The following is a 25,012-nucleotide window of genomic DNA, read 5'->3' on the forward strand; positions in this document are numbered from 1 at the left end:
CTGACTCGCAAATTCATCTACGGGGGCGTTGTAAACTCCAGCACAGTACGCCAGCAGTCATGAAATATACGCGTCCCACTTCACACCGCGCATCACTAAGCGACCAGTCACCTTTGACAACAGCGCAAGCAGACGTGCAAGGCCAATGGCGGCATCATCAAACCGAAGGTAAGAACTGTTACCTTCCTTGTTAAATAACATTCCTTCGTTCTTGATAAATATCCCTTTTGTGAGATCTAAGTACACGTCTGGTTGGCAGGCCTCTGGAAGCTCTATAAGTTTGCGCTCGATGCTCTCCAGTGCAGAACCTCCGTATGTGAGAACAACGCTCAATATCCTAGCGTGCGGCCAATCTAGATCGCCAAGCTGAACCCCCTCAAGCGTAGTAGGGATTAGCGTTTTTACGCTCTCAATATTGAGAGCTACAGCCTCAAGAACAGATGGTGTTATTTCTGTTTTGATTTCGAAGGTTGCTACAGTTCCCTCCTGGAAAATCAAGTCGTGGCCGCTAGCGAACGGAAGTCGAGGCATGGACTTCAACATTAATACGATATCTTGCTGTTTCGAACGTCGACCATTCGAGTCGATAATTACTCCACTTACAACGCTGGTCACTTCAGGAAGATGTGCAACAAGAAAGTCCTGAATGAGTCGCTCTCGCGCCGATCCCGCAGTGGCAGAATGTCCCAGTACCTTGGTCATTTCGTATTGAGCATTTAACCCTTTAACAGCCCCTTGACAGTACTCAATTAGCGGTTTCATTAAGGTGCTCTTTTCTTGGAAATGAATATTGTGACTCTCTAGGAATCGGTGAGCGGCTGCAAATGGCCAGAGGTAGCCACACTTTATCCAAGTCTCGACGGTCGGGTGAAATGGCCCTTACACGCTCAGTCACAGGTCCCTCTTTACGCCCCAGAATGGAGCACCAGTCCCATGGTGCTCCCATGGGGCAATTTTCTGGATGCCAAAAACCACAAATCCCCGACTTTCTCTAGGAAAATCAGGGGTTTGTGTTTACTTAATGTGGCGGTGAAGGAGAGATTCGAACTCTCGATACAATTTCTTGTATACACACTTTCCAGGCGTGCTCCTTAAGCCACTCGGACACTTCACCGTATCTCGTCAAACTCATTCAGTCTGTCGAGGCGCGCTAATGTAGTCGAAAGCTTTTCTGATGGCAAAGGTTTTTTTCAGAATTTTCATGTGCTTAGACGGTTATACCGTTCCAGACGTATTAGGCGCCGTACTCACCAAGACGATTGTGCCATTCTCAGGCACAGACAACGCTTGCCTAGAGTCGCTGCTGCGCCCTGCCTAAGGCTGCTCGCGGGCGGGTGCTGGGGGAAATTCTGACTGGCCAGTCAGTCACGGCGCTTTACCAGGGCGAGCGCGGTGAGTAACGTCTGCTGCCTGCACTTCTATTACATGTATTACAAAGGAATCGCGTCATGAGTGAGTTGATTGCCTACCACCTCGAAGACGGTATCGCGACCCTGACCTTGAGCAACGGCAAGGTCAATGCCATTTCACCTGCGGTGGTCGGTGCCTTTAATGAAGCGCTGGATCAGGCCGAGAAAGATCGGGCAGTGGTGATCATCACGGGTCAGCCGGGGATTCTGTCGGGTGGTTACGATTTAAAAGTGATGACCGCCGGCCCCAAGGAGGCGGTCAGCCTGGTGACGTCGGGCTCGACCCTGGCCCGTCGCCTGTTGTCACACCCTTTCCCGGTGATTGTCGCTTGCCCTGGGCACGCGGTGGCCAAGGGCGCGTTTCTGTTGTTGTCGGCGGATTATCGGATTGGCGTGGAAGGGCCGTTCAGCATTGGCCTGAATGAAGTGATGATCGGCATGACCATGCACCATGCCGGGATCGAGTTGGCGCGCGATCGCCTGCGCAAGTCGGCGTTTCATCGCTCGGTGATCAATGCCGAGATGTTCAACCCGCAAGACGCTTTGAGTGCCGGCTTCCTCGACAAGGTGGTGGCACCCGAAGAACTGCAGGCAGCGGCGTTGGAAGCGGCGCGTCAGTTGAAGAAAATCAATATGAACGCCCACAAGCACACCAAGCTGAAAGTGCGTAAGGCGCTGCTCGAAGCGCTGGATAGCGCGATCATTCAAGATCAGGAGCACTTGGGTTAAGTCGACAACCCATGCATTACTAGAAGCCCGACCTTGAGTCGGGCTTTTTCTTGCACTCAACTCTGAAAAGAGCCACAACCGCTCTAAACAGTGTCTGTCACCGAATGTTGAAACATGCGCTTAAACATCGCCCATCTCCTACCTCTACAGGGGTAATTGCCGAATACAGTGCACGTCCGTACACTGCGCCACCTTTTGTCCCAATGGGCCGTATCGATGCTTTACTCTGTACGCATGTTATTGATGAGCCTGCATTTTATCGTCGCTGGCGTGCTGGGCGTGCTGCTGGGGATTTGCCGGCCATTCAACCCGGACAATAGCCGTCTTTGTGCACGCCTTTATGCGTTGCCTGCGATGTGGATTTTGCGCTTGCGGGTCAAGGCCCAGGTTGACTCGCTGCGGGACAAACCCAACAGCTGCGTGATCATCGCCAACCATCAGTCCAACTATGATTTGTTCGTATTCGGTAACGTGGTGCCCTACCGTACCGTGTGTATCGGCAAGAAGAGCTTGAAATGGGTGCCGCTGTTCGGGCAGTTGTTCTGGCTGGCGGGCAATGTGTTGATTGATCGGAGCAATGCCCTCAAGGCGCGGCGTTCAATGCTCACCACCACCCATACGTTGCAGCACGAAGACACCTCGATATGGGTGTTCCCGGAAGGTACGCGCAACCTCGGCGAAACCCTGCTGGCGTTCAAGAAAGGTGCGTTCCAAATGGCGATTGCCGCTGGCGTGCCCATTGTGCCGGTGTGCGTCAGTACCTATGTGAAGCAGATGAAGCTCAATCGCTGGAACAGTGGTGATGTGTTGATTCGTTCATTGCCGCCCATTCCTACGGCCGGATTGACGATAGATGACATGTCCCGACTGATGGAGGAATGTCGGGCGCAGATGGTGGTGTGTATTGCAGCAATGGATCAACAGCTGCAAACAACCTGACTCCGCTGGCGCCCTGTTCAAGCTAAGCTGCCCGCAGCCATCCAAATAAAGAAGCGATCAGCACTATGGGTAGAGTTGTTGCCGCCGCCGTCTACAGCGCCGGGAAGAAAGTCACTAACATCACCCTCGACGAAGGTGCTGCCTGGGCCGCCAAGCCTGACCATTTTGTCTGGATTGGCCTCGAAGAGCCCAACGCCCAGGAGTTGGCCAATCTGCAACGCCAGTTCAACCTGCATGAACTGGCCATCGAAGATGCCCTGGAAAAACACAGCCGGCCCAAGCTGGAAACCTTCGGCGATGCGCTGTTTATCGTGACCTACTCGCCGGTTCGCCATGAAGGCAAGCTGGAGTTTATCGAAACCCATATCTTTGCCGGCAACGGATACATCATCACTGCCCGCAATGGCCACTCGGCGTCCTACGGTTACGTGCGCCAACGCTGTGAGGCGCGTCCATTGCTGCTGGAACACGGGGAAGACTTCGTACTCTACGCGATACTGGATTTTGTCACCGAGAACTACCAGCCAGTCAGCGAAGCGATTCATGCCGAAATCGATGAGCTGGAGCGCAACGTGCTATGCAACTCCCTGAGTGAACGGGATGTCCAGCATCTCCACGGGCTGCGCCGCGATGTGCTGCGACTACGCCGCTATGTGGCGCCGATGGTGGAGATCAGTGAGGAACTGCAGAGGCTGAGCTTTCCGTTTATCGACAAGAATATGCGCCCGTATTTTCGCGATGTGCAGATTCACGTCACGCGGCAGATGGAAGACCTGGCGACCCTGCGGGATATCGCCAGCCAGACCATTGAGATCGGGGTGTTGCTGGAAGCGTCTCGACAGAGCGTGGTGCAGCGCAAGTTTGCCGCCTGGGCGGCGATCCTGGCGTTCCCCACGGCGGTGGCCGGAATCTATGGGATGAACTTCCAGAACATGCCAGAGCTGCAATGGCACTACGGTTATTTTGGCGTATTAGGGTTTATCGCGGCGGGCTGCATCGGGTTGTGGGTAAGTTTCAAGCGTTCGGGGTGGTTGTAAGTCACCCCGCAGGCTTATTGATCAGGCAACCTGCGGTTTGTGCGCAACAAACCGCATCATCCACTCCGCCACGGTCACGCCGTGGTGGTCATGCTCCAGGCTGGCCATACCTTTCTGATAGACCTGTTCGCCCAGGTGTAGCTGGCGGATATCCAACAGTGCCCGCGAGTAGTCGTGGATAAACTCAGGATGACCCTGGAAGCACAACACCTGGTCATTGATGTGATAGGCGGCAAACGGACAGAAATCACTGGACGCGATGACCGTGGCGTTTTCCGGTAGCGCCGTGACCTGATCCTGGTGGCTGATCAACAGTGTCAGTTCTTCCACCACCGGACTCATCCACGGAGCCTTGGCAGCCAGTTTGTAGTTGTGAATACCCACGCCCCAGCCCTGGGTCGCCCGCTCGCTCTTGCCGCCCAGCAGCAGCGCCAGCAGTTGATGCCCGAAGCAGATACCTAGCAATTTGTCGCCACGTTCATAGCGCTTCAGCAGGTACGTCCTGAGGGTTTCGATCCACGGGTCAGTGGCAAAAGAGTCGGCCTTGCTGCCCGTCACCAGGTACGCATCGAATACCCGATCATCGGCCGGATAATCGCCCTGCATCACGTTGTAGACGGTGAACTCAGCAGCAATCGGCTGCTGGGAGAACAGGCGCTGGAACATCTGCCCGTAACCTTGATATTGATCGACCAGTTCCGGACGCAGGATATCGGTTTCCAGAATGCAGACGCGTAGTGACATAAAAAATACCTGACACGGTGATGGGAATAATGCACACGCAAGAAGCCTGCCTTGAAATACCCCAGCAAGGCAAGCCCTAGCCTATGTCTTTACCTCGCTGCAGTCAGAACGTCGCACCCTGCGCCGCTTTTTCCAGCAACAAGGCCGGCGGCGAAAACCGCTCGCCATATTGCTCGGCCAGGTAACGCGCCCGCGCAACAAAGTCGTTCAGTCCATATTGATTAATGAACTGTAATGCCCCGCCACTCCAGGCCGCAAAACCAATACCAAAAATCGAACCGACGTTGGCATCGGCGGTGGACATCAGTACGCCTTCCTCCACGCACCGCACCGTCTCGATGGCCTGGATAAACAGCAGTCGGTCCCGCACATCCTGGGACGAAATCTGCTGGTCAGCTTTCTCGAAACGACTTTTCAGCTCCGGCCACAAATGTTTTTGCCCTCCGCTGGGGTATTCGTAAAAACCGCCGCCGGCTGCCTTGCCAGGCCGCTTGTATTCATTGAGCAACAGATCAATCACGGCGAACGCCGGATGCTGAGGCATTGTTTTACCTTCGGCCTGCAGGTCCTTGGCCGTCTGCTGACGGATATGGCTCATCAGGCTGAGGGAAACCTCGTCGGAAATCGCCAGCGGGCCAACGGGCATGCCGGCCTTACGCGCCTCAGTCTCGATCATCGGCGCGGCCACGCCTTCACCGAGCATGGTGATGCCTTCGTTGGTGAAGGTGCCAAACACACGCGAGGTAAAGAAGCCGCGACTGTCGTTGACCACGATCGGGGTTTTCTTGATCTGCAGTACGAAATCGAAACCTCGGGCCAGGGTTTCGTCGCTGGTATTGGCGCCCTTGATGATCTCTACCAGAGACATTTTTTCCACCGGGCTGAAGAAGTGCAAACCGATGAACTTGCCCTGGTCCGGCACCGCTTTGGCCAAGCCACCGATGGGCAAGGTGGAAGTATTTGAGGCGATCACCGCGTCGGCACCGACAACCCGTTGCGCGGCGGCCGAGACCTTGGCCTTAAGGTCTCGGTCTTCAAATACCGCTTCAATGACCAGGTCGCAGCCGGCAAGGTCGGCATCGAGCTCTGCAGGATGAATCCGCGCCAGCGTGCTTTCTCGCTGCTCGGCGGTCAGTTGCCCACGGCTGACCTTCTTGTCCAGCAGCGCTGCAGAATGAGCCTTGCCCTTCTCTGCCGCGGCCAGGTTGACGTCCTTAAGCACCACCTCGATCCCGGCACAAGCGCTGGCGTAGGCGATCCCCGCGCCCATCATCCCGGCGCCGAGTATGCCGACCTTGCGTGTGACGTATGGAGCGAAGCCTTGTGGTCGCGAACCGCCAGCGTTGATTTCATTGAGCTGGAACCAGAAGGTGCCGATCATGTTTTTCGCCACCTGGCCAGTGGTCAGCTCCGTGAAGTAGCGGGTCTCGATCAACTGCGCGGTGTCGAAATCAACCTGGGCGCCCTCCACGGCGGCGCAGAGAATTTTCTCCGGAGCCGGGAAACAACCATTGGTTTTGCTGCGCAGAATCGATGGGGCGATGGCGAGCATTTGCGCGACTTTCGGGCTCGACGGCGTACCGCCGGGGATCTGGTAGCCGCTGACGTCCCAACGCTGTTTGGCCGTCGGGTTGGCGAGTATCCAGGCCCGGGACTTGGCCAGCAGCTCGGCGCGATCCGTCGCCAGCTCGTCGATCAATCCAGCTTGCAAGGCCTGTTGCGGCGTGACTTTTTTGCCCTCCAGCAAGTAGGGCAAGGCTTTCTCCAAGCCCAGCATGCGCACCATCCGCACCACTGCGCCACCGCCCGGCAGCAGGCCGAGGGTGACTTCCGGCAAGCCTATCTGTACCGACTTGTGGTCCAGCGCCACGCGGTGCTGGCACGCCAGGCAAATCTCCCAGCCACCGCCAAGGGCCGCGCCGTTGATGGCCGCCACCACTGGTTTGCCAAGAGTCTCCAGGGTGCGCAGTTGCGCCTTCAACCCCAGGACCATGTCGTAGAAGGCCTTGGCGTGGGGCTTTTCAATCTTGATCAATTCAGTGAGGTCGCCGCCGGCAAAGAAGGTCTTTTTCGCCGAGGTGATGATCACTCCGGCAATCGAATCCTTTTCCGCTTCCAGGCGTGCGACGGTGGCGGCCATGGCTTCGCGGTACACCGCATTCATGGTGTTGGCGCTCTGGCCCGGCATGTCCATGGTCAGCACCACAATCTGGTCCTGGCCTTTTTCGTAACGAATGGCATCGGTCATGACAAATTCCTTAGGCTCAGAGGCGTTCGATAATGGTAGCGATACCCATGCCGCCGCCCACGCACAGGGTGGCCAGGCCATAACGCTGCTGGCGCACCTCCAGTTCGTCGAGCAGGGTGCCGAGGATCGCGCAACCCGTCGCGCCCAGGGGATGGCCCATGGCGATGGAGCCGCCATTAACGTTGACCCGCGCGGCGTCGATGCCCATGTCCTTGATGAACTTGAGCACCACCGAGGCAAAGGCTTCGTTGACCTCAAAGAGGTCGATGTCTTCAACCCGCAAGCCGGCCTTGGCCAGGGCTTTGCGGGTGGCAGGCGCTGGGCCGGTGAGCATGATGGTCGGATCGGTGCTGGTCACCGCCGTGGCGACGATTCGCGCCCGTGGTTGCAGGCCCAATTCGCGACCCTTGGCTTCGGAGCCGATCAGCATTAACGCAGCGCCGTCAACGATTCCGGAGCTGTTGCCCGGTGTGTGCACATGGTTGATGCGTTCCACATGGCTGTAGACCCGCAACGCGGTGGCGTCGAAACCCATCTGGCCCATCATTTCGAAACTGGGCTTGAGCTTGCCCAAGCCCTCCAGGGTGGAGTCGGCGCGAATGAACTCGTCCTGATCCAGCAGCACGATGCCGTTTTGGTCTTGCACCGCAATAAGCGATTTTTTGAAGGAGCCGTCCGAACGTGCCCTCGCCGCTTTCTGCTGGGAGTGCAAGGCAAAGCCGTCGACATCCTCACGGCTGAAGCCTTCCAAGGTCGCTATCAGGTCAGCACCGATGCCTTGAGGCGTGAAGTGGCTGTGCAAGTTGGTTTGCGGGTCCAGCACCCAGGCGCCACCGTCGCTGCCCATGGGCACACGAGACATGGACTCAACGCCGCCGACCACCACCAGGTCTTCGAAACCGGAGCGCACTTTCATCGCCCCGAGGTTGACCGCTTCCAGGCCGGACGCACAAAAACGGTTGATCTGCACACCGGCGACGCTGACGTCCCAGTCAGCCACCAGCGCGGCGGTCTTGGCGATGTCCGCGCCCTGGTCCCCCACCGGAGTGACGCAGCCAAGGACGATGTCATCCACCTGCCGAGTGTCGAGGCCTGTGCGCTGCTGCAGCGCCGCCAGCAACCCGGCCACCAAGTTCACCGGCTTGACACTGTGCAAGGCGCCATCGGCCTTGCCTTTGCCCCGGGGCGTGCGTATCGCATCAAAGATCAAAGCTTGGGTCATGTCGTCCTCGAACCGCTGTGCAATGAAGCTCTCAAAGACGAGAGCCGACCGTGCTCTTACCTTAGGCGCAGAAGCGTTGTATTCAATGACCGAAGCGCTCATTGACCTTGACGCGCACGCTCAGACGAACGGTAGGAGGCTAATGGAAACCCCTGATTAATCGTTTTAGCTGTCTAGCCAAGGGGCTGCCGCCGAGCTGGCAATATGCCTCATGCATTTTTTAGAGGATTTTCATATCGGTTGATATTAAAGGGATCTAAGCCACGGACAACGAGGGCTCTAAGGTTGAATTTGTAGGAGCTTTAAAAGGTGGCTACCGGGTTTTGCTGGGGCACCTGTAAGAAAAGCGACATGTTCGACCTTCATAGTGAAATGTACCGGCACGCATTTGACGCTCAGGAATAACAACAAAAGGCAGTCAGCCATGTTCAAACAATCGAAAGTACGTCAGGCGGGACTCATTCTTTTCGCCACCACCCTGATTCTGATTTTGCCCAATCTGACCAAGATCATTGGGTGACTGATTCATTCTCCACCTGTGCCCATACAGCACCAGGCATGCAGCCTTTGGCAGCACCTACCGGGAAATTGCGTACAGCTGTCCCGTCGTAGGGGCTGTCTTTTTGCGTACTGATTGTTTGTGGTTTTCCGGTATCGTTAGCCACGGTTTCGGCCTTGGGAAGTCAGGCCGGTTAACAGTGAGCTATCGCGGGCCAGCCCTTGAAATACATCATCGCCTTCTTGACCCTGCTGCTGGCCTTGCCTGCCTCTGCTGCGCAGTTGACCATCGAGTTGGATCACACCAGCAAAATCTGGCAAACCGCTGATTTGCTCAAACACCCGGCTGCGCAAACGGTACAGATCGCCTATGACGTTTCCTACAAGCGCGCCATGACCTATCGTGCGGTTCCGCTGGCAGTTTTGCTTGCAGGTGTACAACCTGAAAACCATCTGCAGGCAGTGGCCCTCGACGGCTTTGCCGCGGAGCTGACGGCGGCTCCCCTGCTTGAAAAAACCGGCAGCCGGGCCTGGCTGGCGGTGGAAGATCCGGCTCACCCGTGGCCAGCACTGGCAGCTGACAAACCTGGCGCCGGACCGTTTTATCTGGTCTGGACTAACCCGCAAGCGGGCCATATCAGCCCCGAGCAATGGCCGTTTCAGATCTCTGGAATCAAACAGCTGAAGACAGTTGCCGAACGTTTCCCGGCATTGTTGCCAGATCCCAAGCTGGCGGCGGATGACCCGATCAACCGGGGGTTTGCGCTGTTTCAGAAAAATTGCCTGGCCTGCCATCGGCTCAATGGTGCCGGTGATGCCCATGTCGGGCCAGATCTGAATATCCCCTACAGCCCGATCGAGTACTTCAGCGGTGATTTCCTCAAGCGCTACATTCGTGATCCACAGAGCATGAGGCATTGGCCCCAGGCGAAGATGCCAGCGTTTGCGGCCAGTGTGTTGCCAGACAGCGAGCTGGATTTGCTGGTGAGGTATTTGAAGCATATGGCAGGGCGTAAGCAGTAGCCTTGAGGTGACTGGAAAGACCTTATCGCAGGAACCGCCGTAGCAGTTGCCGAGCTTTAGCGAGGCTACGTCGGCCGCACCACCGCCACCAGATCAGACCCCAACACTAGGTCGCTCCCGACGCCGCCTCGCTAAAGCTCGACAGCTTCTACGAAAAATAGCGGGGCTGCGCGATGTGTAAATACCTATGCTCATTGCAAGCAAGCATGCAATAGCAGGCTAAATCCTACTGCTGCTGCACCGAAAACATCGGCATTGGCGCCACAAACACCTTGGCATGCATCTGTTCATGGCCTCCGCCGCGCCGCATGCCGCGTACCGGGCAGGCATCCAGGTAATCCAACCCCACCGCCAGCTTCAAATGCCGCTCCGGCCGGGCCACTTGGTTGGTCACGTCGAAGCTGTACCAGGCTTCATCCAGCCAGGCTTCGGCCCAGGCGTGACTGGCCAGGTGCTCGCTGTCTTCGCTGTACAAATATCCCGACACATACCGCGCCGGAACCCCCAGGCTGCGAGCGCAGGCCAAGAAGGCGTGGGTGTGATCCTGGCAAACGCCCGCACGACCGGCGAAGGCCTGGGCGGCACAGGTGTCGACTTCGGTGGCGCCCGGCGAGTAGGTCATGTACTGGTTGAGAGCATGCATCAGGTCGATCAAAGCGCTGCGATCTCGACGCTTTTGGCACTGCTTTTCGGCAAAGCTGCGCAGCGCTTCGTCAGGTTCCGTCAAGCGGGTGCAACGCAGGAACGGAAACGCCGATTGGCTCTCATGCTCGGCCTCACGTAACTCGTCGATATCCACCTGGCCACGGGCGCAGATGATGATGGCTTCGTGGGGTTCATCCAGGGTCAGTACATGCAGGATATTGCCGAACGGGTCCAATTGCGCTCGCACCGGGCGCGGCAGGTCCAGTTGCCAGCTGAGTACATGCTGGCGCTCGCTGTCGTGGGGCGTCAGGCGCAGATACTGGATGCTGGCACGTACCTGGTCTTCGTAGTGGTAGGTGGTTTCGTGGCTGATGGAGAGTCTCATGCCGCCTCCAGATAGGAACTGTGAATAGCGTTACCCAACTGGCGCACCAGCGGGATGAAGTCGGTCAGCCAGGCGTGCAGGCCTTCCTCCAGGATTTCGTCGATCGCAGTAAAGCGCAGGCGTGCGTCCATCTCGGCGGCCAAGCGCTGGGCCGGACGACCGTTGATACCCGGCAGGCTGGCGAGGATCTGATCGATCTCCTCGCTGCAAGCCCGTAGCGAACGCGGAACGTCGGCCCGCAACAGCAGCAACTCAGCCACCTGTCGGGCACCCGGAGCATCGCGGTAAATCTCGGTATAGGCCTCGAACGACGATAAGGCCCGCAGCAGCGCGCTCCACTGGTAATAGGCGTGAGCAGTGCCATCGATGACGGCTTCGGCCTGATCGCCGGCCATTTCATATCGAGCGTCCAGCAAGCGCAGGGTGTTGTCAGCCCGTTCGATAAAGGTGCCCAGGCGAATAAAACGGAAGGCGTCGTTGCGCATGATGGTGCCGTAGGTGGCGCCGCGGAACAGGTGGGAGCGCTCCTTGACCCACTCGCAGAAACGGCTCATGCCATAGCGGCTCAAGCCCTGCTGGGCAATACCGCGAATCTCCAGCCAGGTGGCGTTGATGTTTTCCCACATGTCAGCGGTGATTCGCCCACGCACGGCATGGGCGCTGGCCCGGGCGGCACCGAGGCAGCTGTAGATACTCGCCGGGTTGGCGGCATCCAGAGCAAAAAAGTGCAGCAGGCGCTCGGCATGCAGTTCGCCGTGGCGCTCGCGATAATCGTCCAGGGTGCCGGTGATCAACAGCGGCATCGCCAGTTCGTGCAGGCCATCGCCGCGCCCATCCTGGGGCATCAGCGACAGCGAATAACTGACATCAAGCATCCGTGCGAGGTTTTCCGCGCGCTCCAGGTAGCGTGACATCCAATACAAATCCGAGGCAGTTCGACTCAACATGGCATCAATCCTCAACCACCCAGGTGTCTTTGGTGCCGCCGCCCTGGGACGAGTTGACCACCAGCGAGCCTTCACGCAGCGCCACACGGGTCAGGCCGCCGGGTACCACGCGGGTTTCCTTGCCGGACAGCACGAACGGACGCAGGTCGATATGCCGGGGCGCAATGCCGTTTTCGACAAAGGTCGGGCAGGTGGACAGGCACAAGGTCGGCTGGGCGATATAAGCGTGGGGTTTAGCCTTGATCCGCGCGCGGAAGGCTTCGATCTCTGCAGCGCTGGAGGTCGGGCCTACCAGCATGCCGTAGCCGCCGGAGCCTTGGGTTTCCTTGACTACCAGCTCAGGCAGGTTGGCCAGCACGTAGGACAATTCATCAGGTTTACGGCACTGGAAGGTCGGAACATTCTTCAGGATCGGCTCTTCATCCAAATAGAAACGGATCATGTCGGTGACAAAGGGGTACACCGACTTGTCATCCGCCACCCCAGTACCAATGGCGTTGGCCAGCACCACATTGCCCGAGCGGTAGGCCGCCAGCAGGCCCGGTACGCCAAGCATGGAGTCAGGATTGAAAGCCAGGGGGTCGAGGAAGGCGTCGTCGAGACGGCGATAGATCACGTCCACCGCTTTCGGCCCGTCGGTGGTGCGCATGAAAACACGGTCATCGCGCACAAACAGATCGGCGCCTTCCACCAACTCGACGCCCATTTCCCGTGCGAGGAATGCATGTTCGAAGAACGCACTATTGAAGCGTCCCGGCGTTAGCACCACAACACTGGGGTTATCCAGCGGGCTGGAGCTTTTAAGGGTGTCGAGCAACAGGTTTGGATAATGATCTATCGGGGCAATACGCTGGGCGGCGAACAGTTCAGGGAACAGGCGCATCATCATCTTGCGGTCTTCGAGCATGTAGCTGACGCCGCTGGGGGTGCGCAGGTTGTCTTCGAGAACGTAGTAGGTGCCGTCGCCATCCCGTACCAGGTCGACCCCGGAGATGTGGGAATAGATATCGCGGTGCAGATCCAGGCCTTGCATCGCCAACTGATATTGCTCGTTGGCCAGCACTTGTTCGGCGGGAATAATCCCGGCCTTGATGATCCGTTGTTCGTGGTACAGGTCGGCGAGAAACATGTTCAGCGCCTTGACCCGCTGGATGCAGCCGCGCTCGACAATTCGCCACTCACTGGCGGGAATGCTGCGGGGAATGGTATCGAAGGGAATCAGGCGCTCGGTGCCCTGCTCGTCACCGTACAGAGTGAAGGTGATTCCGGCGCGGTGAAACAGCAGATCGGCTTCGCGCCGGCGCTGGGCCAGCAGCTCCGTCGGGGTTTCGGCCAACCAGCGGGCGAATTCGCGGTAATGGGGGCGAACCAGCCCTGCCCCGTCGTACATCTCATCATAATAAGTGCGGATCATGCCGAACTCCTTGTCACCCGGACGCAAGGGGTTATCGCAAGGCCCGTGCCAGCGGCATAAACACTTAAGTATCAATCAGTTGGGTAGAGCAATTAGTCACGCCGCACCGTCCCGGTGCAGAAAATGACCTAGCGTCGCCCGCGGTGCCTCATTGCGAAGCGAGCTTTTCCTATCACCAGCATAGCCAGAGTTGATTTCACTGCCTGATAAACACTGGGGGATAATCGCCTCCACACGCTGAACAGGACACGTCCTACAGCTTCACCCATTGCCTCGCCGGTAACTTGGTACCTCATGTACCGACCGGTTCCCCTTCATGTCCGGTCTTCCCTTTTGGCCACCCTGCTCGGGTGGCCTTTTTTTGTGCAGGATATTTCCGAGAATGGCTTGAGGGTTTTCCGGGAGCAGAAACAAAATCGGCCGACCCAAAGGTCAGCCGATACGCTGTGTTGTTCATAAGCTACATGGGCAACCCACGAACCTCCTGTTTCACGCCCCATCCTTCGATGATCCCGCCCAAGGGCTCGACCACCGCCTCAAAGTCTTGCTCAAAGTCTCCTATGCCGTCGTAGGTAGCGAACATCACTTTGCTCAGTTCCAGGTACCCGGCACCGTCATCCCGCACGCTGACCTGGGCATTGAGGGATTCCCCACGAAATCGACCCGCAGCCCTGCGCGCATGTTCCTCATCCGGGAAAATGGCGTAGAACTCGATGGGGTGGAAACGTGAAAAATCAAAGCCGCCCTCTTTCATGCGGCGCAACACGTTGGTGCTGATGTCTTCTTGATAAGCTGTGCTCATGAAACGTCCTCCTCAAACCGATGGATAGACTTTCCGTGCTTCCCAAAACCCGCACTCGAATGGCGCAGGTGATACGGCAATGGCTTCACCGCTGGGAGATAAGCATGTAGCTGACAAGACCAGACCTTAGCGATTCATTCGCTGATCTCCCTTGCAGAGTAGCGCGAAGCTATCACCTCCACCAGAGGGTCGTGTGCGATGTACAGGGAATGTTCAGGCGGCAGGGGTAATGCTGAGGATTTGAATACTGTTCTGGGTTTTCAGGCTTTTGACCGTTGGCTCGTTGGTGCGGCCTTCAAGGTCATTGAGATCCAGTTCAGCAGCCACCGGCAGCAATTTGGCACGGATCATCTGTGCAGCCTCTTCGGTACTGGGTTTCTGTTCACAGTCGAACAGTTCCACGGATTGATCGCCGTGATCATCAACGAAGGTAATTTGCCACTTTTGCATCAGTGCCTCCTCGATAAAACCCATGGATGGGTTTACAGACATCTGGACCTTGAGGGTTTGGCAATCGTTCCACTGAAGGCAGGAGGCACCTGATCGGCCGCGCTTACTTTTCTGCGCGGTCTTTGAGGGCTTTCAAGGTATTGAACGGCGCGTCCACCACGAACTTGTTGGCCAACCACGACGGCACGCTGCCGCCTGGCTCGGTGTGGACCTGATAGGTTACTTCGGTCTGGTCGGCGCCTTTAGGCACCAGCTTCCAGAAGCCTTCGACCTGGGCCACACGCACATAGCCCTTCTCTTCCGGGAGGTAGGTAGGCACTTCCAGCAGCTTACGGGTCACGCTACCGTCTGCGTCCTTGGTGGTGGTGATCTGCAAGATCGAGTCACGGTCTGTCACCGGGAACGGTGCCTTGAACTGCGTGTAGGTCCAGCTCTTGTCGCCTTCCTGCTTGAGCAGCTTTTGCGACTTGCATTCATGAATCCACTTACAGGCCCCTACCGCGTCGTCCTGCAAGGCCTGCACCTTGGCCAATGGCGCCTTGATCACGGTCACACCACGATAAGCCTTGTACTTGGACCCGGCCACCTCACTCAAGGACACCTTGATACCGTCTTCATCCTTGGCAGTCTGCCAATCTTCGGCCTGGGCAGTGGCAGCAAACAAAACAGTAAAACCGCACAACACAGCCAGTCGTTTCAGCGAACCCATTGTTGTATTCCTTATTGTTGAAGTTGCGACATTGAAATGCCCACTAAGCCGCCGTCATCTGCTCCCACCAGCCAATCAGTCTGATTGCATCTTCCTGGCTACTGCCACAGACCTCCAGATCCGCCTGAAACGCACTGCACACCGCAGGCCGCTCTGGCTGGCCGAACAATTGGCACAACTGTTCGACAGACAGATGCAGGCAGCGTTCGCCCGCAGGTTTGCCGTGGGGCATCCCCGGTAACGGTGAGCTGATGGAGGGGGCAATGCAGCAAGCGCCACAGCCTTCACGGCATTTCATGACAAGCGGTCCTCGACGGCAAAGTGTTGATGGTCGGGCTAGAGTACGCCCTTAAACAGCCGTTTTAAAATGGTCAAACAGGGGTTTTCGCACAAAACAAAAGTGACTGACCAGTCTGCGACAGAAGGTCAGCGATTCGCGTCACCTTGGCGGGAATAATTTATTGCTTGAACTCGAAATCCAGCGCCGCACCTTCCACTTCCCGGCGCTCTTCGTTGCGCAGCTGTAGCATCATTTCATTACTCAGCAGGCGGCCGTTGATCTGGAACGCGCTGTTGTCGACAGGTTTTTCACCAAACATCGGCGGGAGCAGCGGCACGTTTTTCGGCTGTGGCAAGGTGCCAAGGGGCTGCAGGTGCCTGACCATGTCCTGCGGCAGGCGCAAGTCCAGATGGGCTGGCGGCAGTTGAGTCTGGGCCACTTCGTGGGCCGACTTGGATTTGCTGACGACTGGTGCACGTTTCTTCACAGCAGCAGCTTTTTTGGGCTGGACTGTTTTTTTCGCGGGCACAGGCTTTGGCTCGGCATTCGCTGCCACAACGGGCTCACTGACAGGAGCAGCCAGCACCGGCGCGGCGTTGCACAGACTCAGCAGGCAGATCAATAACGCGGCAGGAAAAGTAGGATTCATATCGCCAACAGCTTTAACGGCAGAGGGCCATATGCTCGCTTGTTGAGCGCAGCATGACAAGCGTGGTGATTAGCCTATGGCCCTTTGCGCGGTTCAAAAACCGCTCGCCGCCTCCTGGCACAACTGGTTCGCCAGCATTCCCAGGGTCATCAATGCCCGTTCAGCCTCGCGATTCCACGGCGTACCGCAATTGAGGCGGATACAGTGGTTGAACTGTTCCGTATTACTGAAAATAAGCCCCGGTGCAATGCTGATGCCCTGTTGCAGCGCACGCACGTGCAATTCCTGAGTATTGACCCGCCCAGGCAAACTGACCCACAGGATAAATCCGCCGCTCGGACGACTCATCTGCGTACCCTCGGGGAAATACTGCTGCACCGCCAGTTGAAAGGCACTGAGGTTCTTGCGGTATTCCTGACGAATGTAGCGCAGATGACGGTCGTAACCGCCGTTCTCCAGGTACGCCGCTGCGCCCATTTGGGTGACGCTGCACGCCGAATGGGTGCTGAACATTTGCAGCCGTTGGATTTCCTGCTGGTACTTGCCGGCGATCATCCAGCCGATGCGTATGCCGGGAGACAGGGTCTTGGAGAAACTGGAACAGTAAATCACCCGGTCCAGGCGGTCGTAGGCTTTCAGGGCCTTGGTGCGGCCCAGCTCAAACATCAACTCGCCATAGATGTCGTCTTCGACAACCTGGATATCGAAGTCCGAGGCCAGGCGCAGCAACTGCTTCTGCCGCTCTTCCGGCATGGTACCGCCCAAGGGATTGCTCAGGCGCGTGGTCAGCACCAAGGCCTTGATCGACCATTGGTTGGCCGCCAGTTGCAGAGCTTCCAGGCTCATGCCAGTGGCCGGGTCGCTAGGGATCTCGATGACCTTGAGCCCCAGCAAGTCCGCCAGTTGCAGCAAGCCGTAATAGGTCGGCGACTCGGTGGCAATCAGGTCGCCGGGCCGCGTCAGCACCCGCAGCGACATCTGCAGGGCATCGACGCAGCCGTGGGTGATTACCACCTCGGAAGGATCGACCACTACGCCGGCATCGCGCATACGGATCGCCACTTGCCGGCGCAATGGTTCAAAACCGGGGCTGAACATGTAGCTGAAGGCCCGCGGGCTCTGAAAGCGCGTGACCTTTGCCAGTTGCTGGTGCAGCGCCCGTACCGGTAGGTAGTCGACGCTGGGCACGGCGGCGCCCAACGGGAACACGCCTTCGCGACGCGATTCCACCAGCACTTGCTGAATGATGCTGCTACGGGTGACCAACCCAGGGCGTTCAACCCGGGCGATGTCCGGCGTTGGCGCAGTGAGGGCCGGGGTCTGGTGCACGTAATACCCCGATTGCGGCCGTGCACGGATCAAGCCCTGGTCTTCCAGGTTGGCGTAGGCCTGCAACACTGTGGCGTGGCTGACGTTGAGCTGGGAGCTCATCTTGCGTACCGACGGCACGCGCTCACCCGGTTGATAGACACCACGTCGGATATCCTCAGCCAGTTGCTGAGCGATACGTTGGTAAAGCAGGAGGTTGGTCATGACGCAGCACTCGATTTCACGGGTATTTTATTTTTGTGTGAAACGTACCGGCACAGTTTAAAAGTGTACGGGGACAGTTGCGAGAATAGTCGAGCGCAGGCGCCAGTGATAGAAAAAACTGTATGGGTTGCAAACTGAATCTCAGGCATGAAAAACCCGATCAGTGATCGGGTTTCAAGTTGCCCATCAAAACTGTAGGAGCGAGCTTGCTCGCGAAAAATACATAAGGGCACCGCGGTTGTTCAGAAAATCCGCGTTATCGTTAACGTCCTTCGCGAGCAAGCTCGCTCCTACAACGGATCTTCAACTACGGGCAGCACCGAGTTGGCCTTTTTCATCGGAGAAGACGATTTCAACGCGACGGTTCTGCGCACGGCCACGCTCCGAGGCGTTCACTTCGACCGGATACTGGTCGCCATAGCCTTCCACCTGGACCCGTTTTTCATCGACCCCCAGGTCTACCAGCACATCGGCCACCGCCTGGGCACGATCCCGGGACAGCTTGAGGTTTTCATTCTCGCCGCCGGTACTGTCGGTGTAGCCCTCGATCCGCACCACGCGCTTGGGATTGAGTTGCAGGAACTGGACGATTTTCAGCACAGTGCGGTTCGCCGAGTTTTTCAGCTCCGCTTCACCGGTGTCGAACAGCACATCACCGAGGGTCATCACCAGCCCGCGATCGGTCTGGGTGGTGGCCAGGCTGACGATCTGCTCCTCCAGCCACTTGCCCTGCTGCTGCACGCTGAGCAGCTTGGCCTCGCGCAAGGCCAGTTGCAGGCGCTGGCGCTCCAGTTCAAGCTTGGCACCACGCTCTTCGTTGAGTACCTGCTCGGTATGTTCCCGGGCAATCGCGCTGTAGCGCTGGCTCAGGTAAGCGTAATGCACCACGTCGGCACCGCTGCCCCAATAGGTGGACAAACGGTCAGCACGGGCTAGGGACTCACCGGCACGAATCACGTCCTTGGGGGCGATGCGCAGCACGTTGGTGTCTTCCTTGACCTTCTGGAAGTCATTACCGGCCTGTTGCAGGACAACCTCACTGCTGGGATGGCTGGCACACCCGCCCAGCGCCGCGCTGCCCAGCAGCAGCACACAGCAACCACGAATCATCGGGTTCATTGGGCGTCTCCCAGCTGTTTGCGCAGGCGGGTGATGCGCGTGTTGAGCACATCCAACTCCTCCTGACTCTTCTGGGTCAGCACCTGCGCTTCTGCCAGACGGGCGTCCAACTCGGCCTGTTCAGCCTGCATGCGGGCATCCTTGAAGGATTCATCAGCCATTTCGGCCTTCGCCTGGGCGAACTTGCCCTCGGCCAGTTTCAACTCAGGCACGTCATCGGCGACAGCACCTACGGCAGTGGCTTGTTCCAGGGCTTGCTGGGTCAGACGCATTTGTTCATTCGGCGCAGGATCTGCGGCACATCCCGCCAGGGCTACAACGGCGAGGGCCGCGAAAAGAGGTCGAATAGTCACTAAAAATCCCTACTTTGTTGGGGTTCCGACGGGTTGCCGCAATTGCGCCTTCCAGCGCTCAAGATTGCGCTGCAGAGCGGCCTCCGTCAGACCGGACGCGGGCAATTCTGTCATCTTTTTGGCGAGCTGTCCGCGTAACCACGGATCATTGCAGGCCGAGTTGTGGGAAATGGCGAGGAACAGACCGGGCTGATCGATGGGCGGTTCCCAGGCAACCAGGTCCTTGCTCATGCCCAGGGTCTGGGCCATGGCCATGCCGGAATAGCGCCCCGCGATCACGTAGTCGACCTCTCCCAGCAGCAGTTTCTGAAAGGCCGGGGTCAGGGTTGGCGTGCGCTGCAGGGTCAATTGTTCACCGGCGAAGGTTTCAAAGTCGCGGGTCAGTCGCGCCTTTTCCGAGACCGCTCCCTTGTGGCCGTGCAGGTCCGTCGCCTGGTTGTAGGCCAGGGGCGAACCGGCGCGAGTCCAGACCAGATAGTCGGTTTGCGCCAGCGCCGGGTGGATGTAGTCCAGGCTCTCCAGTTCGCTGACGGTCAACGGCGCATCGGCAAGGATGTCCATGCGCCCGCTGCGCACTTCATCCAGCGCCGCAGAGCGCTTGCCGCCATATAGCAGGTCGATTTTCACGCCCAGGTCCTTGGCCACTTGCTGCAGCACGTCGGCGGTAGCGCCGATCAAGTGCGTAGGGTCCTGGGGGTCACGCCACAGGTAGGGCGGCGCATCCGGGCTGCCGGTTACCACCAGGCGATCGCATTTGCCGGCGGCAAGGGGCAGGGTCGGCACCAGCGACAGGCCCAGCAGTACAGTCCAGCGACGCAGTTCCATGGCATGGTTCTCCGATCAAAAAATCGCGCTCATAAAAAAACCCGGTCAAAAGACCGGGCTCTTTATAAGTGAAGCAGCTGGATTAGACCAGCTTCGAAAGCTCTGGTACGGCTTCGAACAAATCCGCTACCAGGCCGTAATCAGCCACCTGGAAGATCGGTGCTTCTTCGTCCTTGTTGATCGCGACGATCACCTTGGAGTCTTTCATACCGGCCAGGTGCTGGATCGCGCCGGAGATACCGACGGCAATGTACAGCTGTGGCGCAACGATCTTGCCGGTCTGGCCGACCTGCATATCGTTGGGTACGAAGCCTGCATCAACGGCAGCGCGGGAAGCGCCGACCGCAGCGCCCAGCTTGTCGGCCAGGGTGTACAGGTGCTTGAAGTTGTCACCGTTCTGCATGCCGCGACCGCCGGAAACGACGATCTTGGCAGCGGTCAGTTCCGGACGATCCGACTTGGCAAGTTCTTCGCCAACGAAGCTGGAAGTGCCAGCGTCGTGGACAGCAGCAACAGCTTCAATCGCAGCCGAACCACCTTCGCCAGCAACCGGATCAAAACCGGTGGCACGCACAGTGATGACTTTTACCGATGCAGTGGACTGCACGGTGGCAATGGCGCTACCGGCATAGATCGGACGCTTGAAGGTGTCGGCGCTTTCAACCGAAATGATCTCGGAGATCTGGTCAACGTCCAGCTGCGCAGCAACACGCGGCAGGATGTTTTTGCCGTTGGAAGTAGCTGCCGCGAGAATGTGGCTGTAGCCAGTCCCCCCCGCCCCTGAACCAAGAGCAGCGACCAGCGGCGCAACGTTTTCCGACAGTTGGTGAGCGTAGGCAGCGTTGTCAGCTACCAGCACTTTGCTCACACCCGCGATTTTTGCAGCGGCGTCAGCGACGGCACCGACGTTCTGGCCAGCGACCAGCACGTGGATATCACCACCGATTTTCGCAGCGGCAGCCACGGTGTTCAGCGTGGCCGGAGCCAGCACTTTGCTGTCGTGTTCAGCGATTACCAAGATAGTCATTTTTAGATTACCTTCGCTTCGTTTTTCAGTTTCTCGACCAGTTCAGCCACCGACTTGACCTTGATACCCGCGCTGCGTGCAGCCGGCGCTTCGACTTTCACGGTCTTGTAGGTGGAGGCGGTGGAAACGCCCAAAGCATCCGGAGTCAGCACTTCGAGAGGCTTCTTCTTGGCTTTCATGATGTTTGGCAGGGACGCGTAGCGCGGCTCGTTCAAACGCAGGTCGGTGGTGATGATGGCCGGCAGTTTCAGGGAAACTGTCTGCGCGCCGCCGTCGACTTCGCGAGTCACCGCAACACTGTCGCCGCTGACTTCGACTTTCGAGGCGAAGGTGCCCTGGCCGTAACCGGTCAGTGCAGCCAGCATCTGGCCAGTCTGGTTGTTGTCGCTGTCGATGGCCTGTTTGCCAAGGATCACCAGCTGTGGCTGTTCCTTGTCGACAACGGCTTTCAACAACTTGGCAACGGCCAGGGAGGTCAGCTCTTCAGCGGATTCAACGAGGATGGCACGATCGGCACCCAGCGCGAGGGCGGTACGCAACTGCTCTTGAGCAGTGGTCGGACCGATGGAAACGACGACGATTTCAGTCACAACACCTTTCTCTTTCAGGCGTATGGCTTCTTCCACTGCAATTTCGCAGAAAGGGTTCATCGACATCTTGACGTTAGCGAGGTCGACGCCGGAGTTGTCCGCTTTGACGCGAACCTTGACGTTGTAGTCGACCACTCGTTTGACAGCTACAAGAACCTTCATGGTTTCCTCGTTACTCTCCGGTGAAAAGAAAGCCGCCCGGACAAACCTGGCGGTAGATGCTCAACGGCGCACAAGGGCACCTCTAAAAACGTAGACCGTCATGACAGGTAACGTTGCACGCTGGCAATAATAAAGACCGTTCGTCAGGGGTGACCGGCAAGTCATTCATTGTCACTGCGTGTAAACTGCGCGCCGTCACATACCTGCGCGTCACCTTGCATGGCCTTCGCCCTATTTTTGGAGGTGGCCTTGAAACCTGCGGTCCGCCTACGGGAAGCGCAAAACCGACCGTATATTGACCGGAACGCCTATTCCGGTCAATACAGCAAAATGGTCAGATATAAGCCGCGCTTCTTTGATTTATCTGGGTTGCGGACGATTCAAACAAACGTTTGTATTGGACGCTGGAGGTGGTGTAGATATAATGCGCCGCTTAGAGAGAGCGGTGTGTGATCCATTGTTACCTTTGCGCCGAAGATCACGAAATATGGGCCCCGGAAAACGATGGATGGGACACCCAACCTCCACATTAGAAAAAAAACTGTAGAGCCTTGAGTAGGAGATAGCCTGTGGAACGCGAATACATGGAATTCGACGTGGTCATTGTCGGCGCTGGCCCGGCAGGCCTGTCTGCCGCCTGCCGTCTGAAGCAGAAGGCCGCCGAAGCCGGTAAGGAAATCAGCGTCTGCGTGGTCGAAAAAGGCTCCGAAGTCGGCGCTCACATCCTGTCCGGTGCCGTGTTTGAACCACGGGCGCTGAACGAATTGTTCCCGGACTGGAAAGAATTGGGCGCCCCGCTCAATACCCCGGTGGTGCGCGATGACATTTATGTCCTGCGCTCCAGCGAAACCGCTACCAAGGTCCCTGACTTCTTTGTGCCCAAGACCATGCACAACGAAGGCAACTACATTATTTCCCTGGGCAACCTGTGCCGCTGGCTGGCTCAGCAAGCCGAAAACCTGGGCGTGGAAATCTACCCAGGCTTCGCCGCCCAGGAAGCGCTGTTCGACGAGAATGGCGTGGTGCGCGGGATCATCACCGGCGACCTGGGTGTCGACCGCGAAGGCAACCCGAAAGAAGGCCTCTATACCCCAGGTATGGAACTGCGTGGCAAGTACACGCTGTTCGCCGAAGGCTGCCGCGGGCATATTGGCAAGCAACTGATCCAGCGCTTCAACCTGGACAGTGACGCCGACGCCCAGCACTACGGCATCGGCCTGAAGGAAATCTGGGAAATCGACCCGGCCAAACATCAGCCAGGCCTGGTGGTACACACCGCCGGCTGGCCGCTGGATATCATGAGCAATGAGAACACCGGTGGCTCATTCCTCTATCACCTGGAAAACAACCAGGTGGTCGTCGGCCTGATCGTCGATCTTTCCTACAGCAACACCTTCCTGTCGCCGTTCGACGAGTTCCAGCGCCTCAAGCATCACCCGGTGCTCAAGCAGTACCTGGAAGGCGGCAAGCGCATCAGTTACGGCGCTCGGGCCTTGTCCAAGGGTGGCATCAATTCGTTGCCGAAGATGGTGTTCAAGGGTGGTGCGCTGATCGGCTGTGACCTGGGCACCATGAACGTGGCCAAGATCAAGGGCAGCCACACCGCCATGAAGTCCGGCATGCTCGCGGCGGATGCCGTGGCAGAGCAACTGCTTGCAGGTTCCGAAGGTGCGGACGAGCTGATCGGTTACGTCGACAGCTTCAAGAAAAGCTGGCTCTTTGATGAACTGTTCGCCACCCGTAACTTCGGCCCGGCGATGCACAAGTTCGGCCCGATCATCGGCGCCGGCTTCAACTGGTTCGACCAGAACATTCTCGGTGGCAAAATACCGTTCACCCTGCACGACACCAAGCCGGACTACGCCTGCCTCAAGCTGGCCAAAGACAGCAAGCAGATCGACTACCCGAAACCCGACGGCAAGCTGAGCTTCGACAAACTCAGCTCGGTATTCATCTCCGGTACCAATCACGAAGAAGAACAGCCGTGCCACTTGAAGTTGAAAGACCCAAGCATCCCGATCGGCACCAACCTGCCGCTCTATGATGAACCGGCCCAGCGTTACTGCCCGGCGGGCGTGTATGAAGTGATCACCCAGGAAGACGGCGAGAAGCGCTTCCAGATCAACGCCCAAAACTGCGTGCACTGCAAGACCTGTGACATCAAGGACCCTTCGCAGAACATCACCTGGGTCACGCCGGAAGGTGCTGGCGGGCCGACTTACCCGAATATGTAAGCCTGCTGCTTGAACATCAAGGCTCCCTAAATGGGGGCCTTTTTTGTGGCCTCATTGTTCGTAGCGGTCAAGGTTTATGCCGCCCGCTCGTCCCCAGGGCTGCGCTCGAAGTAGCGCTTATATTCCCGGCTGAACTGCGACGTACTCTGATACCCCACACTATGGGCGGCCTGCGCCACGCCCATGCCCTCCACCAACAGCAATTGCTGGGCCTTGAGCAAGCGCAGGCGCTTGAGGTACTGCACCGGCGACAACAGCGTGCAGCGCTTGAAATGTTCGTGAAACGTCGACGCGCTCATATGCGCGTAACCGGCCAGGGTTTCGATATTGAGCGGCTCGGCGTAATGGGCATGCAGGTGATTCAGCGAGGTCGCCACCCGGGCAAACTGCCCCTGTTGTTCTACCAGCGCCCGCAGCACATCGGCCTGGGGTCCGCGCAAGGCGGTGAACAACAACTCACGAACCCGCGCCGGCCCCATGATCCGGCTCTCCAGCGGATCGTGCAGGCACTGCAACAGCCGCTCGACGCAGCCACGCATGGCGTCATCGAGCACCACCGAGCTCATCGACTCAAGTGTCTGCGCCGCTGCTGGCGGCCCAGGCCTGATGCCCATAGCCATCACTAACTCCCCCAGCACCACTCGGTCAATGCCGACGGTCACCCCCAACAGCGGCGCATTGGGCAGGGCAAAGGTCTCGCACTCGAAGGGCACCGGCATCGCCTGGATCAGGTAATGCCCGGCGCCATACTCCAGGGTGCGTGGGCCCAGGTACGCGACTTTGCTGCCCTGGGCGACAATCATCAGGCTCGGCTCATAAATCTGCGGCCCTCGCGCCACGTCGCAACTGGCGCGCAATACCTGCACACCCGGCAAGTTCGTGGGGCAGAAACCATCGCGGGGGGTCAGCGGCTCAATCAGAGCAACCAGCGCGGCATTGGCGTCGAGATGAAGGGTCAGCATAAAAACAGTTCTCGGAAATTCATGGACCTGTGCAGGGCTACAAACTGCAAGCGGCAAGAGAGCGCGCAGTTTATCGC

At 58.0% G+C, this 25,012-nt stretch carries 24 protein-coding genes and 1 tRNA gene; 5 read left to right on the forward strand and 20 right to left on the reverse strand.

All coding sequences use genetic code 11. The features are described from left to right. Nucleotides 1-57 precede the first annotated feature (57 nt). Complete coding sequence (locus FQ182_RS07325) at nucleotides 58-762, reverse strand: DUF6602 domain-containing protein (RefSeq protein ID WP_149412070.1); 705 nt, start codon at nucleotides 760-762, stop codon at nucleotides 58-60. Between the two features lie 262 nt (nucleotides 763-1,024). Beyond that, nucleotides 1,025-1,114: transfer RNA gene (locus FQ182_RS07330), tRNA-Ser, on the reverse strand. Nucleotides 1,115-1,448: 334 nt separating this feature from the next. Here FQ182_RS07330 and FQ182_RS07335 point away from each other — a divergent pair. The 3 genes from FQ182_RS07335 (at nucleotide 1,449) to FQ182_RS07345 (ending at nucleotide 4,114) form a co-directional block, all read left to right on the forward strand. Next, on the forward strand, nucleotides 1,449-2,138 hold the full coding sequence (locus FQ182_RS07335) for a crotonase/enoyl-CoA hydratase family protein (protein WP_149412071.1): 690 nt from the start codon (nucleotides 1,449-1,451) through the stop codon (nucleotides 2,136-2,138). A 216-nt stretch (nucleotides 2,139-2,354) separates the two neighbouring features. Continuing rightward, nucleotides 2,355-3,077: a 1-acylglycerol-3-phosphate O-acyltransferase gene (locus FQ182_RS07340; protein WP_149412072.1), complete on the forward strand. Its 723-nt coding sequence runs from the start codon at nucleotides 2,355-2,357 to the stop codon at nucleotides 3,075-3,077. 65 nt (nucleotides 3,078-3,142) lie between these two features. After that, nucleotides 3,143-4,114: a magnesium and cobalt transport protein CorA gene (locus FQ182_RS07345; protein WP_149412073.1), complete on the forward strand. Its 972-nt coding sequence runs from the start codon at nucleotides 3,143-3,145 to the stop codon at nucleotides 4,112-4,114. 21 nt (nucleotides 4,115-4,135) lie between these two features. Here the strand turns inward: FQ182_RS07345 and FQ182_RS07350 are convergent, their stop codons facing one another. The 3 genes from FQ182_RS07350 to FQ182_RS07360 form a co-directional block, all read right to left on the reverse strand. Then, nucleotides 4,136-4,858: an amidotransferase gene (locus tag FQ182_RS07350; protein WP_149412074.1), complete on the reverse strand. Its 723-nt coding sequence runs from the start codon at nucleotides 4,856-4,858 to the stop codon at nucleotides 4,136-4,138. Between the two features lie 103 nt (nucleotides 4,859-4,961). Then, on the reverse strand, nucleotides 4,962-7,106 hold the full coding sequence (locus tag FQ182_RS07355) for a 3-hydroxyacyl-CoA dehydrogenase NAD-binding domain-containing protein (protein ID WP_149412075.1): 2,145 nt from the start codon (nucleotides 7,104-7,106) through the stop codon (nucleotides 4,962-4,964). A 16-nt stretch (nucleotides 7,107-7,122) separates the two neighbouring features. After that, entirely contained in the window at nucleotides 7,123-8,328 is a 1,206-nt protein-coding gene (locus FQ182_RS07360) for an acetyl-CoA C-acetyltransferase (RefSeq protein ID WP_149412076.1), read from the reverse strand. Nucleotides 8,329-9,048: 720 nt separating this feature from the next. Here FQ182_RS07360 and FQ182_RS07365 point away from each other — a divergent pair. Continuing rightward, on the forward strand, nucleotides 9,049-9,849 hold the full coding sequence (locus tag FQ182_RS07365; protein WP_149412077.1) for a cytochrome c: 801 nt from the start codon (nucleotides 9,049-9,051) through the stop codon (nucleotides 9,847-9,849). Between the two features lie 226 nt (nucleotides 9,850-10,075). Here the strand turns inward: FQ182_RS07365 and FQ182_RS07370 are convergent, their stop codons facing one another. The 14 genes from FQ182_RS07370 to FQ182_RS07435 all read right to left on the reverse strand — a co-directional run bounded on the left by FQ182_RS07370 (nucleotide 10,076) and on the right by FQ182_RS07435 (nucleotide 21,739). After that, nucleotides 10,076-10,879 carry a transglutaminase family protein gene (locus tag FQ182_RS07370; RefSeq protein ID WP_149412078.1) on the reverse strand — a complete coding sequence of 268 codons (804 nt, stop codon included), beginning with the start codon at nucleotides 10,877-10,879 and terminating at the stop codon, nucleotides 10,076-10,078. Then, complete coding sequence (locus tag FQ182_RS07375; RefSeq protein ID WP_149412079.1) at nucleotides 10,876-11,826, reverse strand: alpha-E domain-containing protein; 951 nt, start codon at nucleotides 11,824-11,826, stop codon at nucleotides 10,876-10,878. The genes FQ182_RS07370 and FQ182_RS07375 overlap by 4 nt, the downstream gene beginning before the upstream one ends. Before the next feature lie 4 nt (nucleotides 11,827-11,830). Next, complete coding sequence (locus FQ182_RS07380; RefSeq protein ID WP_149412080.1) at nucleotides 11,831-13,240, reverse strand: circularly permuted type 2 ATP-grasp protein; 1,410 nt, start codon at nucleotides 13,238-13,240, stop codon at nucleotides 11,831-11,833. Between the two features lie 460 nt (nucleotides 13,241-13,700). Next, nucleotides 13,701-14,042, reverse strand: coding sequence for a ribonuclease E inhibitor RraB (locus FQ182_RS07385; protein ID WP_133101733.1), 342 nt, complete (start codon nucleotides 14,040-14,042; stop codon nucleotides 13,701-13,703). 213 nt (nucleotides 14,043-14,255) lie between these two features. After that, a complete protein-coding gene (locus tag FQ182_RS07390; RefSeq protein ID WP_149412182.1) occupies nucleotides 14,256-14,516 on the reverse strand; it encodes a hypothetical protein in 261 nt (86 codons plus the stop codon). Between the two features lie 79 nt (nucleotides 14,517-14,595). Beyond that, nucleotides 14,596-15,201 (reverse strand): START domain-containing protein, encoded by a 606-nt coding sequence (locus FQ182_RS07395; protein ID WP_149412081.1) that lies wholly within the window; start codon nucleotides 15,199-15,201, stop codon nucleotides 14,596-14,598. Nucleotides 15,202-15,244: 43 nt separating this feature from the next. After that, the gene (locus FQ182_RS07400; RefSeq protein ID WP_133101735.1) at nucleotides 15,245-15,499 is read right to left on the reverse strand and encodes a YkgJ family cysteine cluster protein; all 255 of its coding nucleotides are present in this window, start codon (nucleotides 15,497-15,499) and stop codon (nucleotides 15,245-15,247) included. A gap of 160 nt (nucleotides 15,500-15,659) precedes the next feature. Further along, nucleotides 15,660-16,130: a translation initiation factor 2 gene (locus FQ182_RS07405; RefSeq protein ID WP_149412082.1), complete on the reverse strand. Its 471-nt coding sequence runs from the start codon at nucleotides 16,128-16,130 to the stop codon at nucleotides 15,660-15,662. Between the two features lie 93 nt (nucleotides 16,131-16,223). Beyond that, nucleotides 16,224-17,663, reverse strand: coding sequence for a PLP-dependent aminotransferase family protein (locus FQ182_RS07410; RefSeq protein WP_133101737.1), 1,440 nt, complete (start codon nucleotides 17,661-17,663; stop codon nucleotides 16,224-16,226). Between the two features lie 303 nt (nucleotides 17,664-17,966). Further along, nucleotides 17,967-18,782 carry an OmpA family protein gene (locus FQ182_RS07415; RefSeq protein ID WP_149412083.1) on the reverse strand — a complete coding sequence of 272 codons (816 nt, stop codon included), beginning with the start codon at nucleotides 18,780-18,782 and terminating at the stop codon, nucleotides 17,967-17,969. Beyond that, the gene (locus tag FQ182_RS07420) at nucleotides 18,779-19,135 is read right to left on the reverse strand and encodes a DUF4398 domain-containing protein (protein WP_133101739.1); all 357 of its coding nucleotides are present in this window, start codon (nucleotides 19,133-19,135) and stop codon (nucleotides 18,779-18,781) included. Before FQ182_RS07420 ends, FQ182_RS07415 begins: the two co-directional genes overlap by 4 nt. A gap of 9 nt (nucleotides 19,136-19,144) precedes the next feature. Next, the gene (locus FQ182_RS07425; RefSeq protein ID WP_149412084.1) at nucleotides 19,145-19,960 is read right to left on the reverse strand and encodes an ABC transporter substrate-binding protein; all 816 of its coding nucleotides are present in this window, start codon (nucleotides 19,958-19,960) and stop codon (nucleotides 19,145-19,147) included. 82 nt (nucleotides 19,961-20,042) lie between these two features. Next, nucleotides 20,043-20,987, reverse strand: coding sequence for an electron transfer flavoprotein subunit alpha/FixB family protein (locus tag FQ182_RS07430; protein WP_149412085.1), 945 nt, complete (start codon nucleotides 20,985-20,987; stop codon nucleotides 20,043-20,045). Nucleotides 20,988-20,989: 2 nt separating this feature from the next. Further along, nucleotides 20,990-21,739, reverse strand: coding sequence for an electron transfer flavoprotein subunit beta/FixA family protein (locus FQ182_RS07435; protein ID WP_133101742.1), 750 nt, complete (start codon nucleotides 21,737-21,739; stop codon nucleotides 20,990-20,992). A 569-nt stretch (nucleotides 21,740-22,308) separates the two neighbouring features. On the opposite strand from FQ182_RS07435, the gene FQ182_RS07440 reads away from it, so the two are divergent. After that, nucleotides 22,309-23,973, forward strand: a complete 1,665-nt coding sequence (locus FQ182_RS07440; protein ID WP_149412086.1) for an electron transfer flavoprotein-ubiquinone oxidoreductase — start codon at nucleotides 22,309-22,311, stop codon at nucleotides 23,971-23,973. A 74-nt stretch (nucleotides 23,974-24,047) separates the two neighbouring features. On the opposite strand, the gene FQ182_RS07445 is transcribed toward FQ182_RS07440, so the two are convergent. Beyond that, entirely contained in the window at nucleotides 24,048-24,935 is an 888-nt protein-coding gene (locus FQ182_RS07445; RefSeq protein WP_133101744.1) for an AraC family transcriptional regulator, read from the reverse strand. Between the last annotated feature and the right edge of the window lie 77 nt (nucleotides 24,936-25,012).

The sequence above is a fragment of the Pseudomonas sp. ANT_H4 genome, assembly GCF_008369295.1.
Classification (GTDB): Bacteria; Pseudomonadota; Gammaproteobacteria; order Pseudomonadales; family Pseudomonadaceae; genus Aquipseudomonas.

Excerpts from the sequence above, each read along its gene's own strand:
- FQ182_RS07400 (WP_133101735.1), bottom strand. The coding sequence starts at position 15,499 with ATGAAATGCCGTGAAGGCTGTGGCGCTTGCTGCATTGCCCCCTCCATC.
- FQ182_RS07360 (WP_149412076.1), bottom strand. The coding sequence starts at position 8,328 with ATGACCCAAGCTTTGATCTTTGATGCGATACGCACGCCCCGGGGCAAA.
- FQ182_RS07435 (WP_133101742.1), bottom strand. The coding sequence starts at position 21,739 with ATGAAGGTTCTTGTAGCTGTCAAACGAGTGGTCGACTACAACGTCAAG.
- FQ182_RS07370 (WP_149412078.1), bottom strand. The coding sequence starts at position 10,879 with ATGAGACTCTCCATCAGCCACGAAACCACCTACCACTACGAAGACCAG.
- FQ182_RS07390 (WP_149412182.1), bottom strand. The coding sequence starts at position 14,516 with ATGGGTTTTATCGAGGAGGCACTGATGCAAAAGTGGCAAATTACCTTC.
- FQ182_RS07375 (WP_149412079.1), bottom strand. The coding sequence starts at position 11,826 with ATGTTGAGTCGAACTGCCTCGGATTTGTATTGGATGTCACGCTACCTG.
- FQ182_RS07325 (WP_149412070.1), bottom strand. The coding sequence starts at position 762 with ATGAAACCGCTAATTGAGTACTGTCAAGGGGCTGTTAAAGGGTTAAAT.
- FQ182_RS07415 (WP_149412083.1), bottom strand. The coding sequence starts at position 18,782 with ATGAACCCGATGATTCGTGGTTGCTGTGTGCTGCTGCTGGGCAGCGCG.
- FQ182_RS07410 (WP_133101737.1), bottom strand. The coding sequence starts at position 17,663 with ATGACCAACCTCCTGCTTTACCAACGTATCGCTCAGCAACTGGCTGAG.
- FQ182_RS07355 (WP_149412075.1), bottom strand. The coding sequence starts at position 7,106 with ATGACCGATGCCATTCGTTACGAAAAAGGCCAGGACCAGATTGTGGTG.
- FQ182_RS07345 (WP_149412073.1), top strand. The coding sequence starts at position 3,143 with ATGGGTAGAGTTGTTGCCGCCGCCGTCTACAGCGCCGGGAAGAAAGTC.
- FQ182_RS07405 (WP_149412082.1), bottom strand. The coding sequence starts at position 16,130 with ATGAATCCTACTTTTCCTGCCGCGTTATTGATCTGCCTGCTGAGTCTG.
- FQ182_RS07425 (WP_149412084.1), bottom strand. The coding sequence starts at position 19,960 with ATGGAACTGCGTCGCTGGACTGTACTGCTGGGCCTGTCGCTGGTGCCG.
- FQ182_RS07385 (WP_133101733.1), bottom strand. The coding sequence starts at position 14,042 with ATGAGCACAGCTTATCAAGAAGACATCAGCACCAACGTGTTGCGCCGC.
- FQ182_RS07395 (WP_149412081.1), bottom strand. The coding sequence starts at position 15,201 with ATGGGTTCGCTGAAACGACTGGCTGTGTTGTGCGGTTTTACTGTTTTG.
- FQ182_RS07335 (WP_149412071.1), top strand. The coding sequence starts at position 1,449 with ATGAGTGAGTTGATTGCCTACCACCTCGAAGACGGTATCGCGACCCTG.
- FQ182_RS07445 (WP_133101744.1), bottom strand. The coding sequence starts at position 24,935 with ATGCTGACCCTTCATCTCGACGCCAATGCCGCGCTGGTTGCTCTGATT.
- FQ182_RS07380 (WP_149412080.1), bottom strand. The coding sequence starts at position 13,240 with ATGATCCGCACTTATTATGATGAGATGTACGACGGGGCAGGGCTGGTT.
- FQ182_RS07350 (WP_149412074.1), bottom strand. The coding sequence starts at position 4,858 with ATGTCACTACGCGTCTGCATTCTGGAAACCGATATCCTGCGTCCGGAA.
- FQ182_RS07430 (WP_149412085.1), bottom strand. The coding sequence starts at position 20,987 with ATGACTATCTTGGTAATCGCTGAACACGACAGCAAAGTGCTGGCTCCG.
- FQ182_RS07340 (WP_149412072.1), top strand. The coding sequence starts at position 2,355 with ATGCTTTACTCTGTACGCATGTTATTGATGAGCCTGCATTTTATCGTC.